The sequence below is a fragment of the Flavobacterium sp. RSSB_23 genome (assembly GCF_051547145.1).
GTDB lineage: Bacteria > Bacteroidota > Bacteroidia > Flavobacteriales > Flavobacteriaceae > Flavobacterium.
This window is the reverse complement of sequence record NZ_JBPTTO010000001.1, coordinates 227,187-240,856: the sequence shown is the minus strand read 5'-3', so window position 1 is coordinate 240,856 and position 13,670 is coordinate 227,187. Positions and strand designations below refer to the sequence as shown.

At 36.0% G+C, this 13,670-nt stretch carries 13 protein-coding genes; 8 read left to right on the top strand and 5 right to left on the bottom strand.

Annotation, left to right across the window (positions count from 1 at the left end; translation table 11 throughout):
* Positions 1–31: 31 nt before the first annotated feature.
* The 6 genes from ACSVH9_RS01155 (at position 32) to nudK (ending at position 7,538) form a co-directional block, all read left to right on the top strand.
* A complete protein-coding gene (locus ACSVH9_RS01155) occupies positions 32–1,582 on the top strand; it encodes a serine hydrolase (RefSeq protein WP_438062102.1) in 1,551 nt (516 codons plus the stop codon).
* A gap of 156 nt (positions 1,583–1,738) precedes the next feature.
* Positions 1,739–3,961: a RelA/SpoT family protein gene (locus ACSVH9_RS01150; protein WP_438062101.1), complete on the top strand. Its 2,223-nt coding sequence runs from the start codon at positions 1,739–1,741 to the stop codon at positions 3,959–3,961.
* Positions 3,962–4,043: 82 nt separating this feature from the next.
* Positions 4,044–4,502, top strand: coding sequence for a Fur family transcriptional regulator (locus ACSVH9_RS01145; RefSeq protein WP_159683011.1), 459 nt, complete (start codon positions 4,044–4,046; stop codon positions 4,500–4,502).
* 72 nt (positions 4,503–4,574) lie between these two features.
* Complete coding sequence (locus ACSVH9_RS01140) at positions 4,575–5,846, top strand: adenylosuccinate synthase (protein ID WP_315140097.1); 1,272 nt, start codon at positions 4,575–4,577, stop codon at positions 5,844–5,846.
* A 55-nt stretch (positions 5,847–5,901) separates the two neighbouring features.
* Positions 5,902–6,912 (top strand): cellulase family glycosylhydrolase, encoded by a 1,011-nt coding sequence (locus ACSVH9_RS01135; RefSeq protein WP_438062100.1) that lies wholly within the window; start codon positions 5,902–5,904, stop codon positions 6,910–6,912.
* A gap of 5 nt (positions 6,913–6,917) precedes the next feature.
* Positions 6,918–7,538: a GDP-mannose pyrophosphatase NudK gene (gene nudK / locus ACSVH9_RS01130; protein ID WP_438062099.1), complete on the top strand. Its 621-nt coding sequence runs from the start codon at positions 6,918–6,920 to the stop codon at positions 7,536–7,538.
* A 144-nt stretch (positions 7,539–7,682) separates the two neighbouring features.
* Here the strand turns inward: nudK and ACSVH9_RS01125 are convergent, their stop codons facing one another.
* On the bottom strand, positions 7,683–8,594 hold the full coding sequence (locus ACSVH9_RS01125; RefSeq protein WP_438062098.1) for an AEC family transporter: 912 nt from the start codon (positions 8,592–8,594) through the stop codon (positions 7,683–7,685).
* Positions 8,595–8,631: 37 nt separating this feature from the next.
* Positions 8,632–8,829: a hypothetical protein gene (locus ACSVH9_RS01120; protein WP_438062097.1), complete on the bottom strand. Its 198-nt coding sequence runs from the start codon at positions 8,827–8,829 to the stop codon at positions 8,632–8,634.
* A gap of 102 nt (positions 8,830–8,931) precedes the next feature.
* Between ACSVH9_RS01120 and meaB the strand changes: the two genes are divergently transcribed.
* Together meaB and ACSVH9_RS01110 are read left to right on the top strand one after the other, a co-directional pair.
* Positions 8,932–10,020, top strand: a complete 1,089-nt coding sequence (gene meaB, locus ACSVH9_RS01115; RefSeq protein ID WP_438062096.1) for a methylmalonyl Co-A mutase-associated GTPase MeaB — start codon at positions 8,932–8,934, stop codon at positions 10,018–10,020.
* 61 nt (positions 10,021–10,081) lie between these two features.
* Entirely contained in the window at positions 10,082–12,010 is a 1,929-nt protein-coding gene (locus ACSVH9_RS01110; protein ID WP_438062095.1) for an LTA synthase family protein, read from the top strand.
* Between the two features lie 93 nt (positions 12,011–12,103).
* Here ACSVH9_RS01110 and ACSVH9_RS01105 read toward each other — a convergent pair whose 3' ends face one another.
* From ACSVH9_RS01105 to ACSVH9_RS01095, 3 genes are all read right to left on the bottom strand, one after another.
* On the bottom strand, positions 12,104–12,361 hold the full coding sequence (locus tag ACSVH9_RS01105; protein WP_438062094.1) for a hypothetical protein: 258 nt from the start codon (positions 12,359–12,361) through the stop codon (positions 12,104–12,106).
* Between the two features lie 9 nt (positions 12,362–12,370).
* On the bottom strand, positions 12,371–12,601 hold the full coding sequence (locus tag ACSVH9_RS01100) for a hypothetical protein (RefSeq protein WP_024982332.1): 231 nt from the start codon (positions 12,599–12,601) through the stop codon (positions 12,371–12,373).
* Between the two features lie 141 nt (positions 12,602–12,742).
* The gene (locus tag ACSVH9_RS01095) at positions 12,743–13,648 is read right to left on the bottom strand and encodes a prohibitin family protein (protein WP_438062093.1); all 906 of its coding nucleotides are present in this window, start codon (positions 13,646–13,648) and stop codon (positions 12,743–12,745) included.
* Between the last annotated feature and the right edge of the window lie 22 nt (positions 13,649–13,670).

The following is a 13,670-nucleotide window of genomic DNA, read 5'->3' as shown; positions in this document are numbered from 1 at the left end:
TTGATTATTGAACAACACAACACTTAACAACATGAAAAAATATTATTTTTTGCTGCTCTTACTTTCTGTATTTAGTTTCAGCACTTTTGCTCAAATTACCTCAGAGCAAATTGACCAAGTTACTGAGAAAGCCATTCAAACCTTCAATGTGCCTGGAATTGCCGTGGCAGTAGTGAAAGATGGCAAAGTAATCCACTCCAAAGGATATGGCGTAAAATCGATTTTGACCAAAGAAAAAGTGGATGGCAACACCTTATTCGGGATTGCTTCCAACAGTAAAGCCTTTACCACAGCTGCATTAGCGATGCTTATTGAAGAAGGAAAGCTACAATGGGACGATAAGGTAATTCAGTACTTGCCCAATTTTAAAATGTACAACGACTATGTTACGAACGAATTTACGATTCGAGATTTAGTAACCCATCGAAGCGGTTTAGGACTTGGAGCAGGCGATTTAATGATTTGGCCTGACGGAAGCGATTTTACTTCAAAAGATATCATCGAAAATTTGCAGTACTTAAAACCCGTTTCTGGATTTAGAACCAAATTTGATTATGACAATCTTTTGTACATCGTGGCTGGCGAAATTATTCACAAAGTAAGTCAATTGAGTTGGGCTGACTTTGTTGAACAACGTATGATGAAACCACTAGAAATGAACTATAGTGTAGCCTCCTACAAAAGGTTAAAAGACACTACAAACGTTATTACTCCTCACGTTCCTGTAAATGGCCAACTAAAAGTAATCAAGCCTTATACCAACCAACTATTTGATGGAGCGGCAGGTATTTATTCTAGCGTAAATGACTTGAGTAAATGGGTACTTTTACAACTCAATAAAGGGAAATACGGACCAGAAAACAAAGCATTATTCTCTGAAGCGCAGCAGAATGAAATGTGGCAATTGCAAACCATCATTCCAGCAGTAACTCGCCCGCCCTACAACACCCATTTTAATGGTTACGGATTGGGCTGGTTTTTGAATGATGTTAAAGGCTACAAACAAGCATCTCATACTGGAGGATTAGAAGGCAATGTTACTCAAGTTACTTTACTTCCTGAGTTGCAATTAGGGATAGTAGTTTTGACCAATCAACAAGAAGGTGCCGCATTTACCGCCATAACCAACACAATTAAAGATAGCTATTTAGGCATTCCTGCTCAAGACTATGTAACGCTGTATCATAATCGAATCAAAGCCAATGTTGCTACTGCCGACAAAGTAACCGAAGAAGTCTGGACTACTGTAGCAAAGAACAAGAAAGACAAAGTAAAAACCGATTGGAAGTCTGTTCTTGGAACCTACAAAGACAATTGGTTTGGCACTATTGAACTTTCAGAAAAGAAAGGAAAAATTTACTTTCAATCGAAACGTTCTCCACAATTGGCTGGCGAAGTTTTCTTTTATAAATCTGGCAATTTGGTAGTAAAATGGAACAATGCCTTTTTTAATGCCGATGCCCATTTATTCTTAGAAAATGATGCTTCAGGAAAAACGATTGGCATCAAAATGAAACCAATTTCAGAATTAACGGATTTTAGTTATGATTTTCAAGACTTAGACTTCAAAAGAGTCAATTAGTCGTCAACAAATATTTTATTTTTGTCCGATAAAAAATGATGGTATTTTTTTATCGGACAAATTACTTTTAAAAGCTCTTAAATAAACTTTATTAGTCAATTTCGCCTTGCAAATCTGGTATTTATTGCTTAGTTTTAGAAATTGAACCATGCCGTTATGACAGAATTAGAAATAGAAAAAGAAAACAAAGCGATTGCGCAAGAATATAAAGAATTATTGCGTATCAGCTACCAAACCTTAACACCTACCGATAAAAAACTGATTCGAAAAGCCTTTGATGTAGCCGTAGACGCACACAAAGACCAAAGAAGAAAATCAGGAGAAGCTTATATTTTCCACCCTATTGCTGTGGCCAAAATTGTAGCTTCGGAAATTGGTTTAGGTGCCACCTCTATTGCTGCTGCATTGCTTCATGATGTGGTAGAAGATACTCCCATTACAGTACACGACATTGAAAAACTTTTTAATCCAAAAGTTGCGCAATTGGTCGAAGGACTTACTAAAATTTCTTTGGTTCAAAAAGACCTAAACGCCTCTATTCAAGCTGAGAATTTCAGAAAAATGATTCTGACTTTGAATGATGACGTACGTGTAATCTTGATTAAACTTGCTGACCGTTTGCACAATATGCAGACTATGGACTCAATGCGCGAGGACAAACAGACCAAAATCGCTTCCGAAACGCTTTACATTTACGCTCCTTTGGCTCACCGTTTGGGATTATACAACATCAAAACCAAGTTAGAAGATTTGGGTTTAAAATATACCGAACCCGAGATTTACAATGAAATTGTTAGCAAAATAAAAGAGACTAAAGAAGAGCAAGATGCTTACATTAAAGATATCTCAGATATTTTAAAAGATTCCTTAGACAAAGAAGGAATTGATTATATAATCAAAGGCAGACCAAAATCTATCTACTCTATTCGTAGAAAAATGCGTGCACAAAATGTAAGTTTTGATGAAGTCTATGACAAATTTGCACTCAGAATCGTATACAAATCAGAGCCAAATGAAGAGAAGTTTTTGGCATGGAAAATCTATTCGATTGTTACCGACCATTACAGACCAAGCCCAAGCCGTTTGAGAGATTGGATTTCATCGCCAAAATCTACAGGCTATGAAGCTTTACACATTACTGTTATGGGACCAAGAGGGCGCTGGGTTGAAGTGCAGGTGCGAAGTGAAAGGATGGACGAAATTGCAGAAAAAGGATATGCAGCACACTACAAGTATAAAAATGGCGCTACTGAAGAAAGCGGTTTAGACGTTTGGCTTAATTTACTAAGAGAAGCTTTAGAAAATTCTGAGACGAATGCAGTAGATTTTGTCGAAGATTTCAAAATGAATTTGTACTCAAAAGAAATTTTTGTGTTCACCCCAAAAGGAGAAATCAAATCATTACCCAAAGGTGCTACTTCTTTGGATTTCGCCTTTAGTATTCACTCAGAATTAGGAATTAGAACCCGAGGAACACGTGTCAACGGAAAACTAGTTCCACTGAATTACGAACTAAAAAGTGGAGACCAAATAGAAGTCATTACTTCACAATATCAAAAACCAACTGCCAACTGGTTGGATTATGTGACCACTTCAAGAGCTAAAACAAAAATTAAAAACGTTCTCAACGAAAACACTAAAAAAATTGGTGAAGAAGGAAAAGAAATTCTTACCCGTAAGTTAAAACATTTAAAAATCAACCTGAGCGAATCGGTTACTAACGAGTTGGTGAATTTCTTCAAGCTCAAAACGAGTTTGGATTTGTATTACAGAGTAGGAATAGGTGCTATTGAAAATCAACAATTGAAAGATTTTGCGGCTAAGAAAAGCAATACCATCATCAATTTCTTCAAGAACAAAATCAAACGTAATCAAAAAAATACAGCTGATGTTGATATCCACAAACCTGAGATTAACAACAATTATGATTTATTGGTTTTTGGAACAGAACATGACAAACTAGACTATAAACTTGCCCCATGCTGTAATCCGATTCCTGGTGACGATGTTTTTGGTTTTGTAACAATTAATGAAGGAATAAAAGTGCATAAAAAAGATTGTCCTAATGCTATTGGAATGCAATCCAACTATGCTTATAGAATCATGAGTGCCAAATGGATAGATTCTACCCAAGAGGAGTTCAAAGCACTTTTGGATATCACAGGAATGGATGTCCTTGGACTGACCAATCAACTTACAAAAGTGATTTCAAACAATATGCATGTCAATATTCAAAGTATTTCATTAAGCACCAATGCAGGGCTGTTTCATGGTCAAGTAGCAGTAGTGGTCCAAAACAATACTATTTTGAAAAAAATGATTAATAACATTAAAAAAATTGACGGAATAGAAAAAGTTACTAGAGTTTACAATACCTAAAACTGTTTTGATTTATAATTAATCACAAACTTTAAAACTAGGGCCTTTAATCTTTAAACAAAATAATTTATCTTTGCCAGATATGACACTCATCTCCACAGAAAACAATAAAAATCAAGAAATTGTAAAAAATGTTTTTACAATGTATCTTGAAAATAAAGGACACCGAAAAACACCTGAACGTTATGCTATCCTTCAGGAAATTTACGATAGTGAAGAACATTTTGATATCGAAAACTTGTATATCAAAATGAAAAACAAAAACTATCGTGTGAGTAGAGCCACTTTATACAATACTATAGAATTACTTTTAGATTGTGCTTTGGTGCGCAAACATCAGTTTGGACAAAATCAAGCGCATTACGAAAAATCGTATTTCGATAAACAACACGACCACATCATCATGACCGATACAGGAGAAGTAATAGAGTTTTGTGACCCAAGAATTCAATCAATCAAAAAGACGATAGAAGAAATTTTTGACATAGAAATCACGAACCATTCGCTGTATTTGTATGGTAACAAAAAGAAAACAGAATAACATAAAAATAAAAAAATTGGGCAACTTATAAGTTGTCCAATTACATTTAATTAACAACAAATAATACAGATAATGACCGTAGATTTATTATTAGGATTACAATGGGGGGATGAAGGAAAAGGAAAAATCGTAGACGTACTTACCTCTAATTATGATATCATTGCCCGTTTTCAAGGAGGACCAAATGCTGGACACACACTAGAATTTGACGGAATTAAGCACGTTTTGAGAACTATTCCTTCTGGTATTTTTCATAAAAACTCTGTAAACATTATAGGCAATGGTGTAGTGATTGATCCTGTTGTTTTTCAAAAAGAAATTGAAGGTTTAGAAAAATTTAATTTAGACATAAAATCTAAGTTAATCATTTCTAGAAAAGCACATTTAATTTTACCAACTCACCGCTTACTAGATGCAGCATCTGAAGCATCAAAAGGGAAAGCAAAAATTGGTTCTACTTTGAAAGGAATTGGTCCAACATATATGGACAAAACAGGTAGAAACGGTCTTAGAGTTGGAGATATCGAGTTAGAAGATTTCGCAGATCGTTACAGAGCGCTAGCTGACAAACACGAAGAAATGATTAAGTTCTATGATGTAGCTATTCAATACAACTTGGCTGAAATGGAGGCTGAATTTTTTGAAGCTATTCAAGAATTAAAAAAATTAGATTTTATTGATAGTGAAGAATATTTACACCAAGCACAAAAAGCAGGAAAATCTATTTTGTGTGAAGGTGCTCAAGGTTCTCTATTGGATGTTGATTTTGGAACTTATCCATTTGTAACTTCATCTAATACTACGGCAGCTGGAGCTTGTACAGGTTTAGGTATTGCTCCTAACAAAATCAAAGAAGTGTACGGAATTTTCAAAGCTTATGTTACTCGTGTAGGTAGTGGACCATTCCCTACTGAATTGTTTGACGAAGTTGGTGCAACAATGGCAAAAATTGGTAATGAATTTGGATCTGTAACTGGAAGACAAAGACGTTGTGGTTGGTTGGATTTAGTAGCATTAAAATATGCCGTTCAAGTAAACGGTGTAACCCAATTGATGATGATGAAAGGTGATGTACTTTCTGGTTTTGATACTTTAAAAGTTTGTACTGCATATCAATACAAAGGACAAGAAATTGCGCATTTCCCATACAATATTGAGCCTGAAAATGTAACTCCTGTTTACCAAGAATTCAAAGGATGGGCACAAGATTTGACTGGAATGACTACTTATGAGGAATTACCAAAAGAATTGAAAGAATACATTGAATTTATAGAAAAAGAGGTTGAAGTACCGATAAAAATAGTTTCTGTTGGACCAGACAGAAAGCAAACTATTTTAAAATAACAACGAACGCTCTGAGATTTTCAGAGCGTTTTTTATTCCAACTCTATTTTGCAATATGAAGAAAAAAAAATTAATACTACTTCTGGTTCTTATTGCTTTTTCTTGCAAAAAAGATGATATAGAAACAACTACAGTCAGCAGTACAAAATATAGTATTGCGGGAACTAAGCTTCTTTTGGACCAGCATCCAATACAACTTATTGGCACGAATGCATTTCATGTATTTGGGGTAGGAAGTACAGATATGAATACCTGGAAATTAGATATTATTAGAGAATTTATAGGTAATACAAAAGAGACACCACTTATGGGTAGCCCAATAAAAGATGCGACAGGAGCCTATTTATATTCGCTTGAAAATATCATAGCAGATAATAGGGTAAATAAAAGAGTTACTATTATTTGCGCTTTTGGTTGGGATGGCACCCAAAACACCGCTTTTACTGGGAAAAGTCCACAACAAACCAATTGGTGGAATGAATACAAGACCCGATTAAAAGAATGGGCTACTTACCTTAAAGACCAGCCCGATGTATGGATTGAAGTATGGAATGAACCCTACAGATACGACAGAACTGATGGCTATACCGACCAAGTTTGGCTTCAGGACATGAATGAATTAGTAGCAATAATTCGGTCTACAGGAAATAAAAATATTGTCGTTGTGCCTTGTGCGGAACAAGGGCAAGACGAAAGTGTATTATTAAATAAGGGCAATGAATTCCTTAACGGAAAATCCAATATCTTATTTGATATTCATGCGTATGAAAAATGGCTTTTGGATAGCAATAGTTCAATTGAAAATCGGTTGAACCAATTGAGAAATAAAAACATTCCGATAATTATAGGAGAAACTGCACCTATGAATGCAGGAGTTTTAATGAATCCAAAGCCTTTTCTGGACCTTGTTTATGAAAAAGGACTATCAGTTTGTGCTTGGGTTTGGAAAAAAGAAGCCAATGATAAAGATGCTTTATTGACCGAAAATGGACTAGTTAACGACAATAACAATAATAATTGGGGAACAACATTCAAAGACTTAACCAATAGAAGTAGAAAACCATAAAAGCTATGTCAAATCCGAAATACAAAATCCAAAAGACCGAATTACTATCCGACAATTGGTATATTTTGAACAGGGTCACTGTTGATTATCAAAAAAAGGATGGCACATGGGATACTCAAAAACGAGAGGTGTACGACAGAGGCAACGGAGCCGCCATTTTATTGTACAACATTCACAAAGGAACTGTGGTCTTGACCCGACAATTTCGATTACCGACTTATATGAACGGTAACCCTACTGGGATGCTAACCGAGGTATGCGCTGGTTTACTTGACGAAGATGACCCAGTCGCTTGTATCATTCGTGAAACCGAAGAGGAAACAGGTTATCGTCTTTCGTCTGTACGAAAAGTATTTGAGTCTTATATGTCACCTGGAGCTGTGACTGAAATTTTGTATTTTTTTGTTGGCGAATACGATATTAGCATGAGAGTAAGTAGTGGCGGTGGATTGGACCAAGAACATGAAGAGATTGATGTGATTGAAATTCCGTTTGAACAAGCGTATTTGATGATTGAAACTGGGGAAATTAAAGATGCCAAAACAATTATGCTCTTGCAATATGCCAAAATCAACCAACTGATTCCAAATTCAACAAGGCTGGCTGATGATTATAGTAATGAATAATTTTGCTAATTCAAAAGCCCTTTGCTTCTAACTAGCCCAGATAGGAACGGTATCCTCCTGACTTGTGACCGAACAAGGCAGGAGATATAGTGGATAGCGGGAAACCTGCCTCCTGAAAAAGCCAACTGTTTCGCTCCTAAAACATTAGATATTTTGCACTAAAAAGTACCAAAAAAGAAGGGTGAAAAAGGAAATAGGAATCCCAAAACCAATCATCATACTGCATAATTTTGGTTTTAATCCGTGACTTGCGGCCAAAATACAACCAGTAATCATAGGCGCCATAGCGGATTCTAACAAAGCTACTTGAATAATCTCTGAACGTTGCTGCAATAACACCACATACAGCAAAAAAAGAAATGCTGGAGCGATAAGTAATTTATAAAAAAGTCCTAGTCTCAAAAAAGACCAATGCTTGCTTTTGCTATCAAATTGTAACTGCAAGCCCACCGAAACCAATGCCAAAGGCGTAACCCCCGCGCCAATAATTTTGAGTCCTTGTTGAAAGAAAGCGGGCAATTCATAATCGTAGCAATTCATTAAGCAAGCGATGACAAAGGTGATAAAAGGCGGAAAAAAAGCTATTTTTTTTACAATTTGTAGCCCGCTTGTTTGCCCTTTGGAATACAAGGTTGCTACCAATATTCCTAAAGTGGATAGCACCACAAAGGAACCCGGCTGATCGACTAAGATGGCAGTTTTCATTCCGCTCTCGCCATAAAGGGCTGTAATAATAGGAAATCCGAGAAAGGACGTATTGCTTAGACCACTACAGATGATTAAACAACCAGTGAGTTTTCGGGACCAACCGAAATGTTTCCCAAGAAGCGCAAACACTAACCAAGATAAGAGAAAAATAATCCAAGCGACTAGAATTGGGTATAACAATTGAGCATTCCACTGAATCTTTGGAATGTAATACAAAGCCAAAGCCGGAAGACAGATTTGAATAACAATCCAGTTGAGTTTTTTCGGAGTTGTTTTTGGGATAGAAGGCAGTCGCTGAAGTGCTAATCCGAGAATAAAAAAAACAACGATGCTAATAAAATTAATCATAGGGTTTGTTTATAAATGATTTTACAAACAAACATATTTAGTCTTTATAATTTACTATTCTTACAAGGAGTGCTAATCCAATAAAGGTTTTCGAAAACAATCCAGTATAACTTCCTAAATTATATGCTGTAGAGTTTAAATGATTCCAATCAAAATGAAACAATTGACTAGCACCTTTAACAAAAAGACCTAAGACTAAAGAAGCAATTAAAATTAAATAAAATTTGTTATTCATTGTGACACTTAATTTTAGTTTCTCAAAAATACAATTAAAAAAAATTCAATAACAATAAAAATCATAAGTTTTATTTAATTTTACTCTCAAAACAACTTTATCTTGGCCAATACGAATCCAAAAAAATCAGCGCTTCACGAAATTCCGGGTATTGCTTCACCCGAAAGTGTTAGTGCTGTAGCGGCTAACACCATTCAATCGTTTCGAAAAAAAACACCAACTCCTACGGAATTAGTTCAAGGGATTTTGACTGGTAATATTACCGCTTTGAGCCGTGCAATTACGCTAGTGGAAAGCACTAACCCTACGCATTTGAGTCAAGCCAACGAAGTCATTAATTCGTGTTTGTTACACGTAAAAGAATCCGTTAGAATAGGTATTACAGGAGTTCCCGGTGTTGGAAAAAGTACTTTTATAGAAGCTTTTGGAAAACACTTAACGAGTTTAGGTAGAAAAGTGGCTGTTCTCGCTGTCGACCCTAGCAGCACCATTTCGCACGGAAGTATTTTGGGCGACAAAACCCGAATGGAAGAATTGGTTAAAGATAAAAATGCTTTTATTCGTCCCTCGGCATCTGGGGAAACCTTGGGCGGTGTGGCTCGAAAAACCAGAGAAACCATCACCTTGTGCGAAGCTTTTGGCTTTGACACCATTATTATTGAAACTGTAGGTGTAGGTCAAAGCGAAACCGCTGTGCACAGTATGGTCGACTTTTTTTTATTGCTAAAAATTGCTGGAGCTGGCGATGAATTACAAGGCATCAAACGAGGCATTATGGAAATGGCCGATGCGATAGTCATCAACAAAGCAGATGGCGACAATATCCGAAAATCAAATTTGGCAAAAGTGGAATTCAACCGTGCTTTGCATCTTTTCCCAGCCAAAAAATCGGGTTGGACACCTACTACTTCAACGTGTAGTGCCCTAACAAAAGAAGGCATTTCAACCATTTGGGAAACCATTTTAAGCTATATAAAAACCACTCAAAGCAATCAGTATTTTTTTGAAAAAAGAGCTGCACAAAACCAATATTGGATGCTGGAGACTATCAATGAGTATTTGAAAAACCATTTTTATAATCATCCAGAAATTGTTCCGCTATTGGAAAAAAACAAAGAAGCGGTAGCGCAAAATACCCTCTCCCCATTTGCTGCTGCCCAAAATATTTTGGATACTTACTTTAAAAAATAACCGTTGACTCATTAGCCTTTAAGATTTGTCTTATTTTTGCGCCACTAAATTTTAATTTCTCTTGAAAAAAATAGCCCACTTACGACCAATTATAAACTTTTTGTTACTTGGTTTATGCATCACTATGCTAAGTCGAATCGTTTTATTTTTTCTATTCAAAGAACGTGTGGTTGCCACCGAAAATTACGGATATCTTTTCCCTATCGGTCTCCGAATGGATTTGATATTATTGTGCTACCTTTCGCTACTTCCAGCCGTATTGATTAGTGTCTTTCCAGAAAAATGGGCACTCAAAATTCAATCTTTTTTGACGGTTTACTTTATCTTTTTTCTCAGTTTGTTGCTTTTCTTTGAATTGGCTACTCCCAATTTTATTGCGCAATACGACACGCGACCTAACCAACTTTTCATTGAGTATTTGATTTACCCAAAAGAAGTAATTGGGATGCTATACAAAGGCTATTTGCCTTCGATTTTGGCTACCATCGTTTTCTTATCGGCCTTTATTTATGCATTAATTCGGTTTAGAAAACAGCTTTTTGGAGTTGGAAAAGCGTCTTATAAAACCAAATTACTTCTATTCCCTTTAGTCGCTTTTTTGTTGTTTTTTGGTGCGCGTTCAAGTTTGACTTCCAAAAGACCGATAAATGCTAGTAACGCTATTTTCTCTACTGACCAGTTAACGAATTGTTTGGGATTGAACTCCTTTTACACGCTTGGTTTTGCTGTGTATTCTTTAAAGAATGAAGGAAACTCCGATAAGATGTACGGAAAAATGAAACCCGAAGAAGCCATTACTCGCGTAAAAAAATATATGGATGCAAAACCAGAAGATTTTGTTGATGCCAATTTTCCATTACTTCACAAAAGTGAATCCGATACGATGCTACAAAAGCCTTACAATATTGTTATTATTTTGGAAGAAAGCTTAGGCGCCGAATATGTGGGAAGTTTGGGCGGATTACCACTAACACCAGAATTTGATAAATTGACGAAAGAAGGAACGCTGTTTACCAATATGTACTCGACAGGTACTAGAAGTGTTCGCGGGATTGAAGCCGTTGTCACTGGTTTTCTGCCTTCGCCTTCAGAAAGTGTGGTCAAACTGAATAACTCTCAAAAAGACTTTTATACCATTGCTAGTTTATTGAAAGCAAAAGGATATGACACCAGTTTTATTTATGGAGGAATGGCCAACTTTGATAATATGGGCGCTTTTTTTAACGGAAACGGCTTTAGCACCATCATTGACGAACCGCAATATGACCCTAAAACCAGTGCTTTTCACGGTACTTGGGGTTGGTCCGACGAAGATGTAATGGTCAAAGCCAATGCGTATTTCAAAACACTAAAAGACAAACCTTTTGTGTCGCTGGTTTTCTCCTCTTCGAATCACGAACCATTTGAGTTCCCTGATGGCCGAATTCAGTTGTACGAAAAGCCTAAAAACACCGTCCATAATGCAATGAAATATGCCGATTATGCGATTGGAAAGTTTTTTGCATTAGCCAAAAAAGAGGCCTATTACAAAAACACCATTTTCTTGGTCATTGCCGACCACAATACTAGAACTTACGGAAAACATTTAGTGCCTATTCATAAATTTCATATACCCGCTTTGTTGATTGGTCCCAACATTCCAAAAAATGCCAAATATGAAAAATTGTGTAGCCAAATTGACATCCAACCTACCACATTGAGTAAAATTGGAATGAATGTTATCACGCCAATGCCAGGTCGAAATCTGTTCCGTTTGCCTGCTACAACCCAAGGAAGAGCGATTATGCAGTTTCACGATGTGAATGCCTTCCGAGTAGAAGACCAAGTGGTTATTATGCAACCCAACAAAGAACCATTGCAATTTAAAGTTTCAAAAGACACCATTTTTACGCCAGTACCTCTGAACAAAGAGCTGGCAAAGGATGCGTTGAGTCACGTGATTACGGCTTCGTATTTATACAAAAAGAGCAAATACTCAACCCAGAAATAAAAAAAGGCAGTTAATGGAGTTGTTGTTCCATTAACTGCCGCTATATCTCTTACTATTTTATCTGCTACTAGTTAATAACTTAGTTTGTACTTTTTAAGCAGATTCCTTTTCATTTGCTAAAGCTTCTTCATCACAAAACCAATCGTAGCAAAACTTAATCACTCCTACTCCAATCCCTATTTGGAGTAATTTTTTGATAATTAATCCATAATTATGTCTGAGGCCATTCAACCAATCAGTAATGGTGTTTCCCGTTACAGGTTTGAAATTTAAATCACCAAAGTCCATTACACCATCAATGATAGCGATAATGGCTGTAAAAACGAGCATTATTACAAATAACTTCTTCATAAGGACAGCTTATTCCTCTTCGAATCGTGCTATTTCGCGGTCATAAAACGCATTCGCTTGTTCGATTAAACCTTCCATTTCGGCGTTCAATTCGGCTTCGTCTAAATCTTCGGGTTCTTCTAAAAACTCTACCTCATCATCTTTAAGATTAATGATAAATCGAGGATAATCCATATGAATGATAAAAATATCGTCTGGAAAGTCGGTATTGTCGCCTAGTAAAAATTTTGGTAATTCCATTTTTGTTTGTTGTTTATTGTTTGTTGTCTATTGACTATATTTTACTTCAAAGCTATGCTAAGCGTATAACTTTTTACAAATTTAAGCATTCAGTTCGTAACAGTTAACCGATTAAACAAATAACCGATTAACCTCAAAAAACTATTTATCCGAAAGAATCACTGGCGCACTTCCTTTTCCCATAAAAATAATTTTAGTGTTGGGTGAAGTAGCAATTTCTTTTTGTGCCTTGATTTGTTCGTATTGCAATTGTTTGTCTGTTAAACCTAAAGAAATGATACGTTGGTAATCTGCGATACCTTGTGCTTCTACCCTTTTACGTTCCGCTTCTTGCTTTTCTTTTTGCAAAACAAAGGTCATTTTTTGAGCATCTTGTTCGGCATTAATTTTACTTTCGATGGTTTTCTTTACAGATTCTGGCAAATTGATATTTCGAATCAACAATTGCTCTAACACCAATCCTCTAGATTTAAAATCGGCTTCAATACTTTTGAAAATACGTTGCTGAAATTCATTTCTTTTGGTCGAATATAAGGCCACTGCATCATAATAAACAGCATTGTCGCGAATACGGGTTCTCGTTACTGGGCGTACAATTTTATCGGTGTAGCTTTCTCCAATTCCTTTCAAAATTTTAGGTGCTTCATTTGGGATTACACGATACAAAACCGTCAAGTCAATAACAACTTCCAATCCGTCATTAGATAATACTCTAATCGCATCATCACCTTCTTGAGCCCCTTCACTATGAACAGCTGACATAGTATAGTTTTGTGTTTGCACATCAAAAACAGTAATATCCAAAAGTGGATTAACTACGTGAAGTCCACTTTCTAAAACATCGGGCTGTACACTACCGTAAAGCGATTTTACGCCTACTTTACCCGCGTCGATTTGCTTGAACATCGAAGAAAAAACTCCGATTAGGAGTAATAGAACACCAATAATTTTTAAAAGATTAGAAAATTTAGATAAAGGATTAGCGTTGTTGTTTAAAGTAAAACTAACGACTAACAAAATTATTCCGAGAATAATAAATACTATCATTTTTTTTGGTTTAGTTGATATG